This is a genomic window from Acinetobacter sp. BSP-28 (assembly GCF_044130285.1).
Classification (GTDB): Bacteria; Pseudomonadota; Gammaproteobacteria; order Pseudomonadales; family Moraxellaceae; genus Acinetobacter.
The window spans coordinates 1-22106 of record NZ_JBIQOB010000033.1 but is presented as its reverse complement, the minus strand read 5'-3'; the positions used below and the strand labels follow the sequence as shown (position 1 = coordinate 22106).

At 43.4% G+C, this 22106-nt stretch carries 16 protein-coding genes and 2 pseudogenes; 15 read left to right on the top strand and 3 right to left on the bottom strand.

The genetic code is table 11. From position 1 onward, the window contains the following. Positions 1-14 precede the first annotated feature (14 nt). The 7 genes from ACE01R_RS16535 (at position 15) to ACE01R_RS16505 (ending at position 8610) form a co-directional block, all read left to right on the top strand. Positions 15-1211: an acyl-CoA dehydrogenase gene (locus ACE01R_RS16535; RefSeq protein WP_395552600.1), complete on the top strand. Its 1197-nt coding sequence runs from the start codon at positions 15-17 to the stop codon at positions 1209-1211. 485 nt (positions 1212-1696) lie between these two features. Continuing rightward, entirely contained in the window at positions 1697-2464 is a 768-nt protein-coding gene (gene badH, locus ACE01R_RS16530; RefSeq protein WP_395552599.1) for a 2-hydroxycyclohexanecarboxyl-CoA dehydrogenase, read from the top strand. A gap of 114 nt (positions 2465-2578) precedes the next feature. Then, on the top strand, positions 2579-3361 hold the full coding sequence (gene badI / locus ACE01R_RS16525; protein ID WP_337711075.1) for a 2-ketocyclohexanecarboxyl-CoA hydrolase: 783 nt from the start codon (positions 2579-2581) through the stop codon (positions 3359-3361). Positions 3362-3374: 13 nt separating this feature from the next. Continuing rightward, positions 3375-4532: a cyclohexanecarboxyl-CoA dehydrogenase gene (aliB, locus tag ACE01R_RS16520; protein ID WP_395552598.1), complete on the top strand. Its 1158-nt coding sequence runs from the start codon at positions 3375-3377 to the stop codon at positions 4530-4532. A gap of 150 nt (positions 4533-4682) precedes the next feature. Then, positions 4683-6320: a cyclohexanecarboxylate-CoA ligase gene (aliA, locus tag ACE01R_RS16515; RefSeq protein WP_395552597.1), complete on the top strand. Its 1638-nt coding sequence runs from the start codon at positions 4683-4685 to the stop codon at positions 6318-6320. A gap of 147 nt (positions 6321-6467) precedes the next feature. Continuing rightward, positions 6468-7811: a DcaP family trimeric outer membrane transporter gene (locus tag ACE01R_RS16510; protein ID WP_395552596.1), complete on the top strand. Its 1344-nt coding sequence runs from the start codon at positions 6468-6470 to the stop codon at positions 7809-7811. Positions 7812-8025: 214 nt separating this feature from the next. After that, the gene (locus ACE01R_RS16505; protein ID WP_395552595.1) at positions 8026-8610 is read left to right on the top strand and encodes a TetR/AcrR family transcriptional regulator; all 585 of its coding nucleotides are present in this window, start codon (positions 8026-8028) and stop codon (positions 8608-8610) included. A gap of 331 nt (positions 8611-8941) precedes the next feature. Here the strand turns inward: ACE01R_RS16505 and ACE01R_RS16500 are convergent. The 3 genes and pseudogenes from ACE01R_RS16500 to ACE01R_RS16490 form a co-directional block, all read right to left on the bottom strand. Continuing rightward, a pseudogene (locus tag ACE01R_RS16500) lies at positions 8942-10163 on the bottom strand (IS256 family transposase). Between the two features lie 311 nt (positions 10164-10474). Then, on the bottom strand, positions 10475-11152 hold the full coding sequence (locus tag ACE01R_RS16495) for a type 1 glutamine amidotransferase domain-containing protein (RefSeq protein ID WP_395552594.1): 678 nt from the start codon (positions 11150-11152) through the stop codon (positions 10475-10477). 125 nt (positions 11153-11277) lie between these two features. Then, on the bottom strand, positions 11278-12162 hold the full coding sequence (locus ACE01R_RS16490; protein WP_395552593.1) for a LysR family transcriptional regulator: 885 nt from the start codon (positions 12160-12162) through the stop codon (positions 11278-11280). Positions 12163-12338: 176 nt separating this feature from the next. Here ACE01R_RS16490 and ACE01R_RS16485 point away from each other — a divergent pair, with 176 nt between their 5' ends. The 8 genes and pseudogenes from ACE01R_RS16485 to ACE01R_RS16450 form a co-directional block, all read left to right on the top strand. Continuing rightward, positions 12339-13868 (top strand): CoA-acylating methylmalonate-semialdehyde dehydrogenase, encoded by a 1530-nt coding sequence (locus tag ACE01R_RS16485; RefSeq protein WP_395552592.1) that lies wholly within the window; start codon positions 12339-12341, stop codon positions 13866-13868. An 11-nt stretch (positions 13869-13879) separates the two neighbouring features. After that, complete coding sequence (mmsB, locus tag ACE01R_RS16480; protein WP_395552591.1) at positions 13880-14770, top strand: 3-hydroxyisobutyrate dehydrogenase; 891 nt, start codon at positions 13880-13882, stop codon at positions 14768-14770. An 88-nt stretch (positions 14771-14858) separates the two neighbouring features. Beyond that, the gene (locus ACE01R_RS16475) at positions 14859-16508 is read left to right on the top strand and encodes an AMP-binding protein (protein ID WP_395552590.1); all 1650 of its coding nucleotides are present in this window, start codon (positions 14859-14861) and stop codon (positions 16506-16508) included. A 59-nt stretch (positions 16509-16567) separates the two neighbouring features. Continuing rightward, positions 16568-17695 carry an acyl-CoA dehydrogenase family protein gene (locus tag ACE01R_RS16470; protein WP_395552589.1) on the top strand — a complete coding sequence of 376 codons (1128 nt, stop codon included), beginning with the start codon at positions 16568-16570 and terminating at the stop codon, positions 17693-17695. A 19-nt stretch (positions 17696-17714) separates the two neighbouring features. Next, positions 17715-18488, top strand: a complete 774-nt coding sequence (locus ACE01R_RS16465; protein ID WP_395552588.1) for an enoyl-CoA hydratase — start codon at positions 17715-17717, stop codon at positions 18486-18488. A gap of 22 nt (positions 18489-18510) precedes the next feature. Continuing rightward, the gene (locus ACE01R_RS16460) at positions 18511-19578 is read left to right on the top strand and encodes an enoyl-CoA hydratase/isomerase family protein (protein ID WP_395552587.1); all 1068 of its coding nucleotides are present in this window, start codon (positions 18511-18513) and stop codon (positions 19576-19578) included. A gap of 68 nt (positions 19579-19646) precedes the next feature. Next, positions 19647-20999 (top strand): MFS transporter, encoded by a 1353-nt coding sequence (locus tag ACE01R_RS16455; RefSeq protein ID WP_395552586.1) that lies wholly within the window; start codon positions 19647-19649, stop codon positions 20997-20999. 701 nt (positions 21000-21700) lie between these two features. Beyond that, positions 21701-22106: pseudogene (locus tag ACE01R_RS16450) on the top strand (helix-turn-helix domain-containing protein); the annotation flags it as partial.

Sequence of the window (22106 nt, the reverse complement as noted above, 5' to 3'; positions counted from 1 at the left end):
TGAGGAAAAACAAAATGAAAAATGCAAAGTTTAACTGGCAAGATCCGTTTTTATTAGAGCTTCAACTCACTGAAGAAGAGCGAATGATCAGGGATTCAGCACATGCCTATTCCCAAGAGCGCTTGCAGCCACGTGTACTGGAACAGTTCCGTCATGAACAAACCGATCCAAAAATTTTCCGTGAAATGGGGGAGCTTGGTTTACTAGGCCCGACCATTCCAGAGCAGTATGGCGGAGCAGGTTTAAACTACGTTAGTTATGGCTTGGTAGCGCGTGAAATTGAATATGTCGATTCGGGATACCGTTCTATGGCAAGTGTACAAAGCTCACTGGTGATGGTGCCGATTAATGAATTTGGCTCAGAAGAGCAGAAACAGAAATACCTGCCGAAACTTGCAACAGGTGAATATATTGGTTGCTTCGGTTTAACCGAACCGGATCATGGGTCAGATCCTGGCAGTATGATTACCCGTGCAAAAAAAGTCGATGGCGGCTACCGTTTAACGGGTGCGAAAATGTGGATTACCAACAGTCCAATCGCCGATGTCTTTGTGGTTTGGGCCAAAGAAGTCTCTGCTGAGGGTAATGTTGGTGATATCCGCGGTTTTATTCTGGAGAAAGACTGGGAAGGATTGTCTGCACCAGCGATTCACGGCAAGGTTGGTCTGCGCGCTTCGATCACCGGTGAAATTGTTATGGATAATGTATTTGTCCCTGAAGAAAATGCCTTCCCTGAAATACGCGGATTGCGTGGTCCATTTACCTGTCTAAACAGTGCCCGTTATGGCATTGCATGGGGTGCCATGGGTGCCGCTGAATTCTGCTGGCATACCGCACACCAATACACTATGGATCGAAAGCAGTTCGGACGACCGTTGGCAGCCAATCAGTTAATCCAAAAGAAACTTGCAGATATGCAGACTGAGATAGCCTTAGGTTTGCAAGCTGCATTACGCTTTGGTCGCATGAAAGATGAAGGTGTTGCATCGGTAGAAGGCACCTCACTGATCAAGCGAAATAACTGTGGTAAGGCGCTTGATATTGCTCGTGTTGCTCGTGACATGATGGGGGGAAATGGTATTTCTGACGAATTTGGAGTGGCACGTCATCTTGTCAATCTTGAAGTGGTGAATACTTACGAAGGGACTCATGATGTGCATGCATTGATTCTCGGGCGAGCGCAAACGGGTATTCCAGCATTTTGTAATTGAGCCGTAACGGTCACTTTTAAAAGAACACAGCAATCCATCGTTTAAATAAACAGTGGGCAGTTGAGCGTTATTTTAAAATCTGTATTTTTTTTAAAGGCATTACCTTCGTTGTAGTGCCTTTTTTATGTCAATAGACCAGTTTAAAGCCTTTTTATGATAAAAATATTAAATTTCATTATACGGAATATTTTAATATTTGAATCTCATTTTAAAATTTATATGCAGAAATAAAGACGCTATTTTTTAAATTTAAGCCTTTAAAAATTAATAACATTTAAATATGTAACAATGTATTTCAATTATTGACCTTTATTTTAAATAATAAATATAAATAACAATGAGATAAGTTTTTTAAGATGGATTTAAAAAAATTTCGTATAGCAAAATATAGTAATGAATAATTGAAATTAATTTTCTTTTTGTCTATGTTGTATTTATCGATTAAAAGATCATAATTCTGAATAACACGAAGAAAGGATACTGGTATGAAAGGCCTAAAGGATAAAGTCATTATTGTAACAGGCGGTGCTGGCGGTATCGGCAGTGCAACATGTAAACGCTTAGCGCAGGAAGGCGCAAAGGTTGCGGTATTTGACATGAATATTGACGCTGCGCAAAAGGTAGTAACAGATATTCAAAATGCAGGCGGAAATGCACTCGCAGTGCAGTGCGACATTACCAATAAAGAAGTCGTTGATCAGGCGATTGTGCAAACAGAAGCCGAGCTTGGCCCAATCGATGGTCTTGTAAACAATGCAGGTTGGGATATCTTCAAACCATTTATTAAATCTGTTCCTGAAGAGTGGGAAAGACTGATTCAAATCAATTTAGTCGGCATGTTGAATATGCACCACGCTGTACTCAAAGGCATGGTTGAGCGCAATCAAGGACGTATCGTTAATATTGCATCAGACGCAGCGCGCGTGGGTTCATCAGGCGAAGCGGTATATGCAGCGTGTAAGGGCGGATTGCTTTCTTTCTCTAAAACTTTAGCACGTGAGCATGCGCGCAATAACATTACGGTCAATATAATTTGTCCAGGCCCAACAGATACAGCACTTTTAGCTGGTGTAACTGAAGGAGCATCGAATCCTGAAAAACTTCGTGAAGCATTTACACGTGCTATCCCGCTAGGCCGTTTAGGTCAGCCGGATGATCTTGCTTCATCTATCGCATTTTTCTTAAGTGATGATGCAAGCTTTATTACAGGACAAGTCCTGAGTGTCTCTGGCGGTTTAACCATGAATGGTTAATTGACTTGCAACGCGCAGAGTTAAGTAATGAGCGATGGACTCTACTGAATTTGCAAGTCCTAAAAATATATGAAGTAAAAAGTTAAAAGTAGTTTTCAAGGAAAGGAAAAGACCATGAATTTTGAAGATATTTTATACGAAGTAAAAAATGGCGTGGCATGGATCACCATTAACCGCCCAGAAAAAATGAATGCTTTTCGTGGACAAACCTGTGACGAAATTATCCGTGCATTAAACAAAGCAGGCTACGACCGTGAAATCGGCGCAATTGTACTGACGGGTGCGGGCGAGAAAGCCTTTTGTACCGGAGGAGATCAATCTGCACATGACGGCAACTATGATGGTCGCGGGACGATTGGTTTGCCAATGGAAGAGCTGCATACCGCTATTCGTGATGTACCGAAACCAGTAATTGCCCGTGTACAAGGCTATGCAATTGGCGGTGGTAATGTTTTAGCGACCATTTGTGATTTAACCATTTGTTCTGAAAATGCAATTTTCGGTCAAGTGGGTCCAAAAATGGGTTCAGTAGATCCGGGCTTTGGTACAGCGTATTTAGCGCGTGTGGTCGGTGAGAAGAAAGCACGTGAAATTTGGTATTTATGCCGCCGCTATAAAGGTCAAGAAGCTGTCGACATTGGTTTAGCCAATAAATGTGTACCTGCAGATCAATTAGACGCAGAAGTACAAGCTTGGGCAGAAGAAATTTGTGAACGTAGCCCAACGGCAATTGCTATTGCTAAACGCAGCTTCAACATGGATACCGCACATCAAGCCGGCATTGCAGGCATGGGCATGTACGCTTTGAAGCTTTATTACGATACAGAAGAGTCGCGTGAAGGTGTCAATGCGCTAAAAGAAAAACGCAAACCTGAATTCCGTAAATTCTTTAAGTAAGGAGAAACAAGCCATGAGTAAAAATCCTTACATCACTGAAGATTTAGAGTTTTTAGCAGAAACTGCTGAAAAATTTGCGCAAAAGTATATTGCTCCAGGTTTTTTAGAACGTGATCAAAGCCGAATTTTTGACCGGGATTTAGTCAAAAAAATGGGTGAAATGGGCTTCATCGCACCTGAATTGCCTGAACAATATGGCGGACAAGGCATGGGGCGATTGGCAGCTGGCGTGATTCATGAAGCCGTTGCAAAAGCCGATTTAAGCTTTTCTTATATCAATTTATTAGCATCACTGAATGGTCAAATTTTGGCGGAACATGGCAATCCAGAAGTAGTAGAGCCATGGCTGCGCAAGTTAACTGCTGGCGAAGCTATTTTTGCCATTGGATTAACCGAGCCGCGCGGAGGTTCAGATGCAGGCAGCCTGCGTCTTAAAATTGAACGTGATGGCGATGAATACGTGCTCAATGGTGAAAAGACCTCAATTTCTGCTGCCGACCAAGCTGATGCATCGGTCATTTTTGGGCGTACAGGGACGATTGAATCAGGCGCACATGGCGTGACGGCAGTTTTAGTACCAATGGATTTACCGGGCATCACAACGACCCGTTTCGATTGTCATGGTCAGCGTGCAATTGGCCGTGGTTCAATTTTCTTTGACAATGTGCGGGTTCCAGTTAATCACCGCTTGGGTGAAGAGAATAAGGGCTTCGTTCAAGTGATGCAGGGCTTTGACTTTTCCCGTGCATTGATTGGTTTGCAAGTACTGGCTGTAGCACGTGTGTCTTTGGATGAAGCTTGGGAATATGCGGCGCAGCGTGAAGCTTTTGGTAAACCATTGACTGCATTCCAAGGTGTTTCACATCCATTAGCGGACTATGAAACTCAAGTCGAGGCAGCCCGTTTATTATGTTTACAGACTTTATGGTTGAAAGATAATCACTTGCCGCATACCGCAGAAGCAGGCATGTGCAAATGGTGGGGACCGAAATTAGCTTACGACGTTGTGCACCAATGCTTGCTGACTTTCGGTCATGCAGGTTATGACCGCGGTGTGATGGAACAGCGTATGCGTGATGTACTTGGTTTTCAAATTGGCGATGGTACTGCGCAAATTATGAAAACCATTATTGCCAGACATAAAGCGGGACGTAAGGCAGTGCCAGCGTAAATAAACGTAAAACTGTTTTGTATGTCTATTACCTGAATTTACGTTTGGGTAATAGGCACATATTGAAATGAAATAAGAAAAGCAGCTGTGTGCTGGCAATTAAGCGGTTTGAAATAAAACGGTTGGATAATTATAAATTGGAGTTATGGAATGGATTTCGATGCGGTTCTTTTACCCCCTCGCAGGGAAAAAATGATTCAAGAAGGCTACTGGCTGAATAAAACTATCCTGCAATCCTTAAATGAAGCAGTGCACCAGTATCCGGATAAAATTGGCTTAGTGAGCTATAAGACAGAAGATCAGTCGGAAACCAGCTTTACTTACCGTGAAATGCTGCATACAGCAAATCGAATGGCTTTGGGTTTAAAGCGTCTGGGGGTGCAAAAACAAGATATCGTTTCTTGCCAATTGCCCAACTGGTGGGAATTCACATTGCTTTATATTGCTTGTCGACGCATTGGTGCAGTGTTGAATCCATTAATGCCGATTTTTAGAGAACGCGAACTTTCTTTTATGTTAAAACATACGGAAAGTAAAGTTTTTGTCGTACCGAAAATCTTCCGTAAATTTGACTATGAAAAGCAGGCGAATCAGCTTAAAAGCAACATTCCAAGTATTGAGCATGTTGTTGTCATCGGCGGTGAGGGGGAAAACAGTTTTGAGAAATTGTTGCTTAATCATGGCTTAGACAGTGATCCGCAGATTCTAAACACATTGAATGATGTCACTATTACGGCAGATGATATTGCACAGCTGGTCTTTACCTCGGGAACCACAGGTGAACCCAAAGGTGTAATGCATACCGCAAATACCTTATTTTCCAATATTGTACCTTATGCTAAACGACTGCATTTGAATAAAGATGATGTGATCTTAATGGGTTCGCCAATGGCACATCAAACGGGCTTTATGTATGGCCTAATTATGCCTGTATTGCTCAAAGCCAAAGCTGTATTACAGGATGTATGGGACGTTAATACTGCAATTGATCTGATTCATAAGCATCAAGTGTCATTCACCATGGCATCTACGCCATTTTTAAATGATTTATCTGAGGCTGTTTTGGATAGCCATCAATCCTTAGAGAGTCTGAAATTATTCTTGTGTGCAGGTGCGCCAATTCCAAGTACTTTGGTGCAAAAAGCGCGTCAGAATATGGGGGTTAAAGTGATTTCGGCCTGGGGAATGACTGAATGCGGCGCCGTGACCATGACGCGCCCTGAAGATGATGACGAGCGTTCATTTAATACCGATGGACTACCATTACCTGGTGTTGAAGTGAAAATTGTCGGTGATGATGGTAAAACTTTAGCCCCAATGCAATCGGGCACACTGATGATCCGTTGCTGTTCAAATTTTGGCGGCTATTTAAAACGTCCGCAATTAAATGAAACTGATGCCGAAGATTGGTTTGATACGGGGGATATTGCTTATCAAGATGAACAAGGCTATATCCGCATTGCGGGACGAAAAAAGGATGTCATTATCCGTGGTGGGGAGAATATCCCAGTTGCAGAAGTTGAATCTCTTATTTACCTGCATCCTGAGATTGCGACAGTCGCTTTAGTGCCATATCCAGATGAGCGTATGGGGGAAAAAGCCTGTGCAGTAGTCAAACTGAAAAATCCAGAACATGAGCTGACGCTGCCATCACTGGTGGAATTTTTGAAAACGCATCAACTGGCTAATCAATATTTACCAGAACGGCTAGAAATTTGGGATGAACTTCCAATGACGCCATCGGGCAAAATTCAAAAATTCAAAATTCGTGAATTATTAATGAATTAACAAATACAAAGACGTATTTTACCAACCAAAATCTGAATAAATCTATTCGATAAATATTAATTTTTATATTTATCAATAGCTTTTTTCGGCCTGAAAAAAATATGCGTATCCAAAATTAAACATTTGGGGAATAAAAGGATTTTAACAATGAAAAAAAATGTACAGCTTTTTGCTAAAAGCACTCTGACCTTATCCATATTGGTTTTCACCTCATTGGCTCATGCAGAGGCCAGTTTGGAACAGCAAGTTGCACAATTGCAGCAGCAAGTCCAAGCACTGCAGGAATTGGTGCAACAACAGCAAAAAGTCAATGATCAAAAGTTCAATGAACAAAAAATGGCAGCTGTACCTGTATTGGTTGAAAGTGCTGCACCACAAAAATCACCAACACCTATTTTAAAGCATACGACAAATGGCGGTGCTGAATTTGAACTATACGGCAATGTGCGCGCGGACATGAGTTATCAAATGAAAGGTCCAAGCACCATGTATAACTTAATCAGTGCTGTACCGCTGGAAGGAACAGAGGCTGAACACAAAAACTCAGATAAATTTCAAAGTACTTTAAATGCCACACGTTTTGGTTTTAATTTTAAAACACCTCAACTTGGCGATCACGCAGTTGGCGGTAAGGTAGAAATGGACTTTTTTGGCGGATCTGGGCGTGATACTTTCCGTATTCGTCATGCCTATATGACTTATGATCAATGGCTCTTGGGTCAAACATGGTCTAACTTTAACGCTATAGAATATTTTCCTGAAACGGTAGATGCATCACTTTCTGTCGGTGGGTCATTAACTCGTGTACCGCAAATCAAATATTCAGTTCCTGTGAACCCTAATCTGAATTTGGCATTTAGTTTGGAAGATTCGAAAGCTGAAACGGTGACACGTACAGGTACGCAGAATTTTACAACAGATCCCGATGCGAAATTAAAATTACCATCAGCAACTGGGCGTGTGAATTATAAATTTGATAATGGTTCAGCACTTTCTGGACGTGCTTTTGTCACTCAAAAAGCGACCAACCATGAAGGCAATGATGATTTCTTAGCATGGGGCATGGCATTAGGCGGAAAATATCAGGTATCTGAAAATACCTTAGTTCGCTTCGACTACAACCACATTAAAGGGGATACCAAAAACTTACTTTGGTCCAATATGGCCTATGTCTTTGATGAAAATAATAAAATGCGTGCCAATCAATTTGATGCGATTAGCGTCGGTTTAACGCAAAAAATCACGCCTAAAATCCGCTCAACATTAGGCTTTGGCTATATGAAAGCAGATGATAATAATGCCTTTTCACAGCTGGTGCATAATGATGAAACCCAAAATGCCGAGCTGAAAGAAGGCTGGATCAATTTATTTTACAATCCAGTGAAACCAGTGAATTTTGGTCTGGAGTATATGTATGGTGAGCGTAAAACATTTAATGATAAAAAAGGTATAGATAATCGACTAAATTTCACAGCGATTTATGATTTTTAAAACAATTTTATGTAGACGTTAATGTATGTGGGTTCTATCTTTTTATACAATAAAACCTTTTTATATGATTATGTGCAAAGTAATGGAAAAACCCCTTTGAGGAGTATTTTACGTGTATCTAAGTCTTGTAATTAGCTGTTTTATTTATCTAAATTAGATAGAACCCATCGAACAAACATACCCCTAATATTGGAATATTATCAGCGAAAATGATATGAGTTCAGTGAGAAATCAAAAAATCATATTAAAAAAACAAAAAATTTTGGAGTCAGCAGAAAGGCTTTTAATTGATAATTGTCAGAATATTTTGATAGATGATTTAGCAAAAGAAGTAGATATGGCAAAGGGCACAATATATAAATATTTTAAGAGTAAAAATCAAATATATTTGGAAATTTTAATCCAAAATGAAAAACGGTTATTAGATATTTCAATAAACTATAATAAAGATATTAAGACGTTTTTATCAAATTTTATGTTGTATCATCTGAATAATTCAAATCGAACGATTAAACTGCATACAATAGAGGAACAGATTACCAGTCAAGAACGAAAACTGAACTCTTTATTTGATGAGCTGTATTCTATACGTGAAAAAAGAATTGTCGAAATGAAAGACATTACAGCGGAGCATTTAAAACGGGTGGGAAGTGTATTTTCTGTTCGTGATTATTTTTCTTATATTTGGAGTATTACCTATGGGGTTGCTCTGCTTATCAGTTCAAACTGCTGTAAACAGGCAGGGCTGGATAAAGAGAAATTGATCAACTTTTACATAGATCAAGTAATTAATATTTAAGGTTGAAATCTAGGGATGTTCTTTGAGCAAGCAGCTTGTAGGTACTTTGATATTTGAGTAAGCTTGTTAGATATGTTTTTAATCCTAATCCTTTAACTGATTCATCCTAGAAAATGACATAAGGTTTTTTATCAGGGCATGTACATTGGTTTAAGCGATTGGTTGTAAATTTAAATGTTGTAGTTTTCATAAAAAAGGTAGCAGATAGAATCAATTTTAAGATTTTATTATCAACTTAAAATAGATTAGATTTTTATAATTCTATCTATATATCATTAAATTAAAGCAATAGAGAGCCTGTAAATAATTTTGTGTAATTGCTTTTCATAAATTAAAGGTGATTGCTTAAGCGGTCACCGAATTCAATAATAAAGCGGCTCATGGCTAAACGCCAGTCGCGAATAGGCATATTCCACTTTTTGGATGCTGCATCAATTGCCAGATAAATCACTTTACGTACAGAATCATCCGTTGGAAAGACTTTACGCTTCTTGATCGCCCTGGCGTATTACGCTGTTTAATGACTCAATCGCATTGGTCGTATAGATGGTTTTGCGTATCTCGGTTGAATAAGCAAAGAAGGTATTTAGATTCTCCCAGTGCGTACGCCAACTTTTGCTGATCTGTGGGTACTTGTCATCCTATGTTTGGGCAAATTGATCCAGAGCCATCAAAGCTGCCTCTTCAGTGGGTGATTGATAAACGGCTTTTAAATCCTGAGTGACCGCCTTGTAATCTTTCCATGACACGTATTTCAAGCTGTTGCGCAGCATGTGGATAATGCACAGCTGGATGTGGGTTTGCGGGTATAGCTGTTAATGGCATCAGGAAAGCCTTTTAGTCCATCTACACAGGCGCTCAGAATATCCTGCAACCCTCGGTTTTTCAGCTCAGTCAGAACATTTAGCCAGAACTTGGCACCTTCATTCTCAGCCATCCACATACCCTTGCGGAATATATTCCTCATCTTTCTGTCCATCAAGATTAATGCCTAAGGCAAGGAATACAGCCTTGTTGATGACACTGCCATTATGACGGACTTTAACTACAATACAGTCCATATAAACGATGGAATAGATCGCATCCAACGGACGGTTTTGCCATTCAGCAACTTGCTCCTTGACTGCATCAGTCACCTTGGAAATAAGCGCTGGAGATACATCAGCATCGTACATTTCCTTAAAGGTAGCAACGATTTCACGGGTGGTCATACCTTTGGCATAAAGGGATAGAATCTGGCTATCCATTTGCGTGATACGGGTCTGATTTTTCTTAATCAGCTGTGGCTCGAATGTACCGTCACGATCTCGTGGTGTGGTGATCTCTATCTCACCGTCATCGCTAAGGATGGTCTTACTGGAATAACCGTTACGGGCATTTGAACCATTCTTACGAGCATTCTTTTCATGTCCAAGATGCGCTGTAAGTTCAGCATTGAGAGCCGTTTCAACAGTGATTTTGGTCAACAATCGAGTGAATTGATTGAGATAGTCTTCTGTTTTGATTCCTTTAGCAAATTCTGCTGCAAGGTCTTTTAGTTTTTGTTCGTTCATCATATTGCCTGACTCCGTTGTGAATATGAACATAGCAAATTCAGGCAATTACACAATTTAATTTACAGTCTCGCAATAGAACAACTCTAATAAACGCTAATAAATATATTGAAGCAAGAACTCATAATTCTATGCCTTCGACCCGCTCATAGGTTGATCTTTTATGGCGATAGATATTTAGTCTTGAGAATGAATTAAAGAAGCAAGTTCCATAACAAATGCATATTTTGATGAATCTGAACACATTCATCCTCTGCATACCCATCAAAACGACATATTGATTAGAGCTTTTGTCTACACTTGACTTGCCCCTATTGGAGCAATTTTAACAGTGCTTCTGCTGTCGTCGCAGAAGATGCCGGATTTTGTCCGGTAATCAGTAAGCCATCTTGTTGTACATGAATCTGCCAGTCTTCAGCTTTGGAATATTTTCCACCTTTTTCCTTGAGCATGTCTTCGACCAAAAAGGGAACAATTTCGGTCAGGCCCACAGCATTTTCTTCAGTATTGCTAAAACCTGTGATTGATTTGCCTTTTACAATAGGCTGGTCATTACTGCTTTTCACATGACGGAGTACGCCGGGTGCATGACAAACCAAAGCAACTGGCTTATTCGCTTGCAGGGTTTGCTCAATTAAGGAAATTGAGGTCTGATCTTCGGCCAGATCCCATAATGGACCATGACCACCCGGATAAAATACTGCATCAAAATCGGCAATAGAGATTTCACTTAGTTTCCGGGTATTCGTCAAGGCCTGCATTGCTGTTTGATCTGCCTCAAAACGCCGGGTGGTTTCAGTCTGGGCATCTTTTTCATTACTTTTCGGATCTAACGGTGGCTGACCACCTTTAGGAGAGGCCAATGTGACTTCTGCACCGGCATCGATAAACGTATAATAAGGTGCTGCAAGCTCTTCCAGCCAGAAGCCGGTTTTCTTACCGGTATCACCAAGCGTGTCATGTGAAGTCAAAACCATCAGAATTTTCATATTATTTTCCTAAAATTATCCAAATTATCGGCCGTTAATTTAGCAAGTATAAAGATCGAAGAATGTTCTGATCCGTTGAATTGCTGTATCGAGATGTTGTTATGTAGGGTTGATCAAGCTGTGGTTTATCTTCCCATTAATAGCGCTTGCTGAAGATCGGCCTGTTTACGTAAAAAATCCCAAACCAGTTTGATTTTCGGTTCATGTTGTAAATCGACTAGCGTCAGCATCCAGAAAGTATGGGTAAAGCTCAGCTGATCGCCCAGAACTTCTTCAAGTTCGCTTTTATTATGAACCAAGAATCTCGGCAAAATCGCCAGTCCCGCACCTGCACGAACTGCAATCTCCTGCGCCAGAATGCTGTTACTGCGAAAGCAGGCGCTCACTTGCAGGGGCAGACGCTCTAGCGAATACAGCGCAGCGCTATAGACCAGATCATCAATATAATCGACAAAGCGGTGCTGTTTGAGGTCTTCCAGATGTTTAATTTCCGGATTTTGCTGTAAATAATGCTTGCTGCCATACAGCTTTAAACAGTAGTTGGACAGACGGGTAATGATATACGGTCCAGATTTGGGCCGGTCGATAGAAATGACAATATCCGCTTCCCGATGCGAGAGTTTAATAGTTTTAGGTACCGGAATCAGGTCAATGGTCAGCAATGGATAATGTTGGGAAAACTCCGCCAAAAGACCAGCCAGAAATGCCGTCCCAAAACCTTCCGGCGCTCCGATACGGACCCGACCTTGCAAGGGGTCATGCCGCTTGTCAATTTGGATAAACGACTGTTCCATCTGTTCCACACGGGGGACCAGTGCCAGACCTTCCGAGGTCAGTTCATAACCGGTGGCTTCGCGCTTAAACAGTTGCGTACCGAGGGTATTTTCCAGCGCCTGAATGCGCCGTGCCACGGTACTGTGTTCAACCCCAATCAAGCGGGCTGCGTTGGTGAGCGTTTTAGCACGTGCCAAAACTAAAAAAAAGCGTAAATGATCCCAATCTACTTTCATCTTCTATTTAACATCCTGTTAAATCACTGTGCATATTTGCACAACCATCGTGCATCAATTTCTATTGGTGGTCAAAGTGTTCTTTGTTAGTCTGCTGAAACAGCGAAAAAATAAGACGCTGAATAAAGCCAGTAAAGGCAGATACAACGACAATAACAAACCAGCACGGAGCGACCATGAACGCCATTCATCATCCACAGCAAAGTACCGGATTCACCACCGCAAAACTCCTTATTAATGGTGAATTTGTTGAATCCAAAACTAGCCATTGGCAAGATATTGTCAATCCTGCGACTCAGGAAGTCTTGGGTCAGGTACCATTCGCAACCCCTGAAGAAGTCAATGCTGCGATTGCGGCGGCGCAAAATGCCTTTGCCAGCTGGCGTCAAACCCCGATTCAGGCCCGTATGCGGATTATGCTGAAACTACAGGACCTGATCCGCAGTAACTTGAAAAGTATTGCACAAGTTCTGACCGCTGAACAGGGCAAAACCCTGGCCGATGCCGAAGGTGATATTCAGCGCGGTTTAGAAGTGGTCGAGCATGCCTGTTCTGTTGGAACCTTGCAAATGGGTGAATATATTGAAGGCGTGGCACGCGGTGTCGATACTTATACCTTGCAGCAACCGTTAGGTGTCTGTGCAGGGATTACCCCGTTTAACTTCCCGGCGATGATTCCACTGTGGATGTTCCCGATGGCGATTGTCTGTGGTAATACTTTTGTCCTGAAGCCTTCGGAACAGGATCCACTATCAACCATGATGCTGGTTGAATTGGCTATTCAGGCGGGTGTACCGGCTGGTGTGCTGAATGTCGTGCATGGTGGTAAAGAGGTGGTCGATCTGCTGTGTACCCATCGCGATATCAAGGCGATTTCTTTTGTGGGTTCGACTGCAGTCGGTACGCATGTCTATAATCTCGCAGGCCAACACGGCAAGCGTGTGCAGTCGATGATGGGTGCCAAAAACCATGTCGTGGTGATGCCAGATGCCAATAAAGAACAGACCTTAAATGCGTTGGTGGGAGCAGCTTTTGGTGCAGCGGGACAGCGTTGTATGGCGCTTTCCGTGGCCATAATGGTCGGGGACACCAAGCACTGGGTGGATGAACTGGTCAATAAAACCAAAACTTTGAAAGTCAATGCCGGACACGAGCCAAATACCGATGTTGGACCGGTGATTTCAACACGTGCCAAAGCGCGTGTAATCGATTTAATTAACAGTGGGGTTGAACAGGGTGCCGAACTGCTGCTGGATGGCCGTGATGTACAGGTTCTAGGCTATGAACAAGGTAATTTTGTCGGGCCAACGATTTTTAATCAGGTCACGACCGATATGCGTATTTATAAAGAAGAAGTATTTGGTCCGGTACTGGCGATCATGCATGTCGATACTTTAGAACAAGCGATTGAGCTGATTAATGCCAATCCGTTCGGTAATGGCGTTGGACTCTTTACCCAAAATGGTAATACGGCACGTACCTTCCAGAACCAGATTGATATCGGTCAAGTGGGTATTAACATTCCAATTCCTGTCCCTGTTCCTTTCTTCAGCTTTACCGGTTCACGCGGTTCAAAACTGGGTGATCTAGGTCCTTATGGCAAACAGGCGGTGCAGTTCTATACCCAGACCAAAACCATTACTAGCCGATGGTTTGAAGATGACCAAGAAACCACAGGTGTAAATACCACGATCAGTCTGCGTTAAGGAGCATCAGCATGAAAATTGCATTTATCGGTTTAGGCAACATGGGCGGCTCCATGGCGCAAAACTTGCTCAAGTCGGGTCATCAGGTTTTTGGTTATGACTTAAGTGCATTGGCTTTACAACATTTTGCAGAAGCTGGCGGTGTGGTCTGCGATAGTCCACAAGCTGCCGCGAAGCAGGCAGAGGTCGTGGTCAGCATGCTGCCCGCCGCCAAGCATGTCCGTGAAGTTTATTTAGGCGAACACGGTATTCTGGAGGTGCTTCAAGCGGGGAGTTTGTGTATCGACAGCAGTACCATTGACCCGCAAACCATTCAGGACATTGCTGCAGCAGCTCAGTCCAAACAGATTCGCGTCTGTGATGCGCCGGTATCCGGCGGTACTTTAGGTGCCAAAGACGGTACCTTGACCTTTATGGTCGGTGCAGATGCTGCAACCTTTGAGGCAGTCAGACCGGTCCTCAGCTGTATGGGTAAAAATCTGGTGCATTGTGGTGCGGTGGGAACAGGACAGGTGGCAAAAATCTGTAATAACCTGATTCTGGGAATTTCCATGACTGCGGTGGCAGAAGGGATGGCACTCGGGGCCAAACTGGGAATTGATCCACAGGCCCTGGCTGGCGTGATCAACAGTTCTACCGGACGTTGCTGGAGTTCTGAAATTTATAATCCATGGCCCGATATCTGTGTCAATGCACCGTCATCGCGGGGTTATACCGATGGTTTTGCGGCACAACTGATGCTCAAGGATTTGGGCCTGGCCGTGGATGCTGCGCAACAGGTTGACCAACCGGTTGTACTCGGTAGCATGGTACAGAAACTCTATCAACAGCTCTGTCAGGAAGGAGATGCTCATCTGGACTTCTCCAGCATCATGCATCAATACACGGCAGCACCAGTCTAACCATTAAATCATCCATGATGGAGCAAGGAGATGCTCCATCAAAAAATACCCTGTCAGTAATAACTATAAATTCAGGCTGAGGTTTAACATGCTAAATTATCAAAAAACGGTACAAGATTTTGATTTAAATACGGTTGCAAGTCAGTTTCTATCCGGTTCCATGCAGGCGCTGAATGCCTGTTATGAGTGTTGCGATCGTCATGCCGATTCCGATGCAATTGCCTTGTTCTGGTACGGTAAAGATGGCCGTAAAGAACAATATAGCTTTGCCGAACTCAAAAAATATTCCAGCCAGTTTGCGAACTTTTTAAAGTCTCAGGGGATTGGTAAGGGCGACCGCGTTTCCGGATTATTACCGCGCACCCCTGAGCTGATCATCACTATTCTGGCAACCTGGCGCATTGGCGCAGTCTATCAACCTTTATTCACCGCCTTTGGTCCCAAAGCCATTGAGCACCGTATTCAACTTGCCCAGAGCAAGCTTGTGGTGACTGATCTGGCGAATCGGGACAAATTATCCGAAATTAGCAACTGTCCGCCGATTGTGACGGTGCATGCTGAAACCCAAGCAGACACTTATCCACACGATCTCAGTTTTTGGACGGTGTTAAACCGCCAGGCTGAAGCTTGTGAGCTGGAGATGCTCAATAGTGATGATCCTTTTTTATTGATGTTTACCTCGGGCACGACCGGACCGGCGAAACCGCTTAAAGTGCCGCTGAAAGCACTGATTGCTTTTGCAAGCTATATGCAAAATGCCATTAGTTTAGCTCCTGAAGATGCTTTCTGGAATATCGCCGATCCTGGCTGGGCTTACGGCTTGTACTACGGTATTACCGGCCCCTTAATGCTTGGACACTCGACCCTGTTTTATGAAGGCGGTTTTAATGCCGAAAGTGTCTGCGAAATCGTCAAGGAATATGGCATTACTAATCTGGCTGGTGCACCGACCGCTTACCGCATGATGATGGCTGCGGATCCTGCACAGATGGCCCAGCTGCGCGGCAAGTTGCGCGTCGTCAGCAGTGCCGGGGAACCTTTGAATCCAGAAGTGATCCGCTGGTTTAAAGAGGTGCTAGATGTACCGATTTATGACCATTATGGCCAGACTGAAGTCGGGATGGTGGTGTGTAACCATCATGCTCTGGAACATCCGGTCCGTTCAGGTTCGGCAGGTTTTGCTAGCCCAGGTTACCGAATTGCAGTTGTCGATGAACAGGGTCATGAATTAGCTGCTGATATCCCGGGAATTCTGGCAGTTGATATCAGCCAATCGCCAATGATGTGGTTTTCCGGCTATGAAGAAAGCCGCAAATCTCCCTTTGTCGGCCACTACTATTTAACCGGTGATACCGCGGAAATTCATGCTGATGGCAGTATGAGTTTTGTTGGACGCAGTGATGACGTGATTACTACTTCCGGTTATCGGGTCGGACCATTTGATGTGGAAAGTGCCTTGCTGGAACATGATGCCGTGATTGAAGCTGCGGTGATTGGTGTGCCTGACCCTGAAAGGACCGAAATCATTAAAGCCTTTGTGATTCTGGCAAATACTTTTGCAGCTTCGACCCATCTAGAAGAAGAGCTCGGTCAATTTGTGAAAAAGCGTTTATCTGCCCATGCCTATCCACGCCTGATTGAATTTGTGACCGAATTGCCGAAAACCCCAAGCGGTAAGATTCAACGCTTTTTACTGCGCAATCAGGAAATCAACAAGCAGCAGGCTAAGACAGCATAAGCAGCCAAAGCTAGCAGATTGAATAAAAATATCGCATACAGAGATTGAAGGAAGAATCGATGCAATTAACGGAAGAACAACAACTGATTCAGGATATGGCCAAGAGCTTTGCCCAGGAACAAATTAAACCTTTTGCCGGGGAATGGGATCAAAAAGGTATCTTTCCTAAACAGGCCTTGGCCCAAATGGGAGAGCTGGGTTTTCTCGGCATGCTGATTCCGGAAGAATGGGGCGGCTCAGGTACCGGGACATTGGCTTATGTCCTGGCCTTAGAAGAGGTTGCTGCGGCTGATGGTGCGACTTCAGCCATCATGAGCGTACATAACTCGGTGGGTTGTGTACCAATTCTCAAATTCGGGACAGAGCAGCAAAAGCAGCAATTTTTAAAGCCTTTGGCCCAAGGTGAAATGATTGGTGCCTTTGCCCTGACCGAACCGCATACCGGCTCGGATGCTGCCGCAATTAAAACCCGTGCGGTCAAAGATGGCGAGCACTACATCATCAATGGCGCCAAACAGTTTATTACTTCCGGGAATAACGCCGGGATGATTATTGTCTTTGCCGTGACTGATCCAGGCGCGGGCAAAAAAGGTATGAGTGCCTTTTTAGTGCCACGAGATACCCCGGGTTATGAAGTGATCCGGGTGGAAGAAAAACTGGGGCTACACGCTTCAGATACCTGTCAGATTGCCTTAACCGATGTGCGCATTCATGAAAGTTTAAGACTCGGTGCAGAAGGCGAAGGTTTAAAAATTGCCCTCGCCAATCTAGAGGGTGGACGGATTGGCATTGCGGCACAAGCAGTTGGACTAGCCCGTGCCGCTTTAGAGGAAGCTACCCGCTATGCACATGACCGCGTGGCCTTTGGCAAACCGATTTTTGAACAGCAAGCGATTTCTTTCAGGCTGGCCAGTATGGCTACCGAAATTGAAGCTGCACGTCAACTGGTCCATTTTGCAGCACGCAAGAAAGAAGCCGGTGAAGCCTGTTTAACCGAAGCATCCATGGCCAAGCTATTTGCTTCAGAAATGGCAGAACGCGTCTGTTCAAAAGCGCTGCAGATTTTTGGCGGCTACGGTTATCTCAAAGATTTTCCAATCGAACGCATTTACCGAGATGCGCGTATTTGTCAGATTTATGAAGGCACCAGCGATATTCAGCGCCTGGTGATTGCACGCAGCCTCTAATTTTAAAAGGATTTATTTCATGCAGTGGCAAACAATTTTATTAGAACAACGCAATGGTGTCGGACTGATTACCTTAAACCGTCCGCAAGCTTTAAATGCACTGAATAACCAGCTGATTATTGAGGTCAACCAGGCCCTTGATCAGCTGGAAAAAGACCCGGAAATTGGCTGTATTGTAATTGCTGGTTCGGAAAAAGCCTTTGCCGCAGGTGCCGATATTAAGGAAATGGCAGATTTAACTTTCCCGCAAATTTATCTGGACGATTTTTTCAGTCTGGCCGACCGGATTGCCCAGCGCCGTAAGCCTTTAATTGCTGCAGTGAGTGGCTATGCCTTGGGCGGTGGTTGCGAACTGGCCTTAATGTGCGACTTTATTTACTGTGCCGACAATGCAAAATTTGGTTTGCCTGAAGTCACCTTAGGCGTGTTGCCCGGCATTGGCGGGACCCAGCGTTTAACCCTGGCCATTGGCAAGGCCAAAGCCATGGAAATGTGTCTGACTGCACGGCAAATGGGAGCGCAGGAAGCCGAGCAAAGCGGTTTGGTCGCTCGGGTATTTGCCAAGGAAGAATTGCTGCAACAAACCCTGCAAGCGGCCGAAAAGATTGCCGAGAAATCCTTGCCGGCAGTGATGATGATTAAGGAGTCGATTAACCGGGCTTTTGAGGTCAGTCTGGCTGAAGGCTTGCGTTTTGAACGCCGGGTTTTCCATTCCATTTTTGCCGGTGCTGATCAAAAGGAAGGCATGCAGGCCTTTGTGGAAAAACGTCCAGCCCAATTTACCCATCAATAAAAATCACAATAGGAAAAAAATAATGAGTGATGATAACAACTTAGAAATTCGGGTCGAAGGAGGTCTGGGCATTATCAGCCTGGACCGCACCAGCCATTTAAATGCTTTAACCCTGTCGATGATTCAGGGCATTCAGGCACAACTCGATCAGTGGCGTCATGACCCGCAGGTACAAGCCGTCCTGATCAATTCCAACAGCCCCAAGGCCTTTTGTGCCGGAGGTGATATCCGTTATCTGTATGACAGTTATCAGGCGGGTAATACTCAATATCAGGATTTTTTCGCCACGGAATATACCATGCTGAGCACGCTGCGTAATTTCCCCAAACCCGTCAGCGTGATGATGGATGGCTATGTACTGGGTGGAGGCTTTGGCTTGGCTCAGGCTTGTCATATCAAGGTGACTAGTGAAAAATCACGTTTTGCCATGCCAGAAACCGCGATTGGCTTTTTCCCTGATGTCGGAGCGACCTATTTTCTATCTCGACTGGATGACGTCGGCGTATATATGGCGCTGACTGGTGAACAGATCAGCAGCAGTGATGCGCTTTATCTGGATCTGGTCGACTATCATGTCCCGAGTGAGCGTTTTGCTGAGTTAGAAGCGGCATTGATTGCTGCGCCTATTTTAAACCCGATTGAAATCCGAAAAATCATCAGTGCTTTTATTACCCATCCTGCAGAAAGCGAATTGCAAAAACGTGTGGGGCATATTAATAAGCATTTTGCCTATTCAAACCTGGATGAGATTGAACAGAGTCTGGCACATGCCATCGATGCCACAGATCAGGACTGGGCGAAGAAAATGTTGACGATCTTGCAGCAGCGTCCGGTGATGGCGAAACAGACCAGCCTGAAATTACAGCAGACCGGCCAAAATCTATCATTGGAAAAATGCATGCAGCTGGAACGCGACTTACAGGACGTCTGGCTAGAGCAGGGCGATTTTATTGAAGGGGTACGCGCACTAATTATTGATAAAGACAAAAATCCTCAGTGGCAAACAGACAATGCAAAATTTGAAAAAACGCTGGAAAAATGTTGGCCAGTCTGGACCAGGCAACATATAGATTCGCTTTGTTATAAATAACCGGAAGTTATTTTAAATAATGAAGTGGGTCACGGATGACACTGCTGAAAAATATAAGAGGGATAGATATGAAACCCGTACAAGAATCACATGCTCAAGCTAAAAAGCCTTCACACCGTTTGGCGGGTATATCCAGTATGGTGGGTACCACCATTGAATGGTACGATTTTTTTATTTACGGTGCCGCGGCCGCATTAATTTTCAATAAACTCTTCTTTCCTAATCTAGATCCATTGATGGGTGTAATGGCTGCATTTGCGACTTATGCCGTTGGCTTTATTGGTCGGCCTTTGGGAGGCGTTGTATTTGGTCATTTTGGAGACAAAATCGGCCGTAAAGCCATGTTATTGACTACTCTGATTATGATGGGTATTCCCACCGTTCTCATTGGTTTATTGCCGACTTATGAAAGTATCGGCTATTGGGCTACCGTGTGTTTGGTCATCCTGCGCTTTATTCAGGGTATGGCTATGGGAGGAGAATGGGGTGGTGCAGTTTTAATGGCAGTTGAACATGCACCTGAAGGAGGCAAAGGATTTTGGGGCAGCTTACCTCAGGCCAGTGCGGGTGGTGGACTCATGCTCGCATCAATTGCTCTGGGATTGGTGTCTATGTTGCCAGAAGCCAGTCTATTTAGCTGGGGGTGGAGAATTCCATTCCTCACCAGTATTGTCCTATTGGGCGTTGGCTGGTATATACGTGTCAAAGTGCCAGAATCCCCCGATTTTGAAAAAGTGAAAGACCAGGCGCAAGAGATTAAAGTACCGGCTTTGCAAGTTTTCAAAAATCATCCTCGAGAGCTTTTAACCATTATTTTTGCTCGTGCCGCTGAGAATGCATGGTTCTATATTGCTTCTACCTTCGCACTCGCCTATACCACTACAAAACTAGGGATTCCCCGTCAAGACATTCTATTTGCCACGATTTGTGGGGGTGGCTTGATTATGATTATGACGCCTTTATTTGGACATCTCTCAGATAAGGTGGGGCAAAGAAATATGTTTATGTTTGGTCTGGTGGTCCTTGCACTCTATTGCTATCCATTTTTTAGTATGTTGGATACGAAAGACCCTCTATTGGTCTGGACTGCGATCGTATTGGCCATTGGTGTGGTTTTCCCGCTCATGTATGCGCCGCAATCCCAATTGTTTGCTCGACAATTCCCGACTGAAATTCGATATAGTGGTATTTCAATTTCTGTGCAGTTTGCCGGAGTCATTGGTGGAGGCTTAGCTCCCCTGATTGCAACTAAGCTTTTAAGTGTAGGTGAGGGTAGTCCTCATTTGATTATTAGCTATATTATAGGTATGGCTATATTTGCGATCTTCTGTACATTCTTTATGAAGCGTGACAAGTTCAATATTCAGCACTCAAAAATAACGGTAAAAAATGCAACAGAAACGGATTTATCCAGTCTGTAATATGAATAAATCAAATTTCAGCAATGATATCGCTAAACAATAAAATGAATATTTCTTTTTGGTCTTGGGAATAGGAGATCTTTCCAGGACCAAAAAAATCTGCATGAGACACAATTTAATATCAGGAGTTTATATTGCACCTTTTCGCATTAGATTCATTGAAAAACTATAGCGTCAGCATTATAAAAAAAGCCTACTTAACTCTCCCAAATTAAGCAGGCTGGATTTACTTTACATCTTTATTCTTATTTGCAAGGCAAGCTTATTGCTGAACTATTTCATTATAATGACAAAGTATTCTATTCAAATGGTTATCCATCAATTTCAGTCGCACTATGAAAGCCGAATAAACAAAATATGAACCGTACCGGGTTTGTCGGAGACTTTTTATTTAAGTTAGGCCCAATACCGGGCGTTAATTCCTTTGCGAAAAATCTTCATACCTGATTTAAGCTAATTAAAGCATCTCGCAAAAAATGAAAAGGCCTATCCGACATAGACACCAACATATCAAACCGTCCGCTTCGATAATCGCAAAAGCGCATATTCTAAAAGCGGACATTTTTACTTTGGAGAAACCGGACATTTCTACTTGGGGCTTACATTAGATGTTAGAACCCATTCAAAATGTCTATATTCTCACCAATAAAAATGTCTAGTTTATGATGGCTTAAACATCATGGATTGGATATGAAATATAGATGCTGATCACTATGTCTGACAAAGAAATTCAACGTCTTGCTGTTCTGCAAGACGTTCGAGATCAACGTATTACACAAGTCCGTGCTGCTGAAATCCTCAATCTTTCAACCCGTCAAATTACCCGGTTATTACAGAAGCTCAATCAAGATGGTGTCTCAGGTATGGCGCATGCCAGTCGTGGTCAATCGGGTCCTCATCGCCATGATGACTTGTTAAAATTAAAGTGCCTTTCCATTATTTCTGAACATCTGCTGGGCTCTGGATTCCACGATCCAAGCGCCTTAAACGTCCATATCAGCCACGTTATAACCGTGATTGCTTCGGTGAGCTGATCCAGATTGATGGCTCATATCATGACTGGTTTGAAGGCCGTTCCGCCAAATGCTGCTTGTTGGTTTATATCGA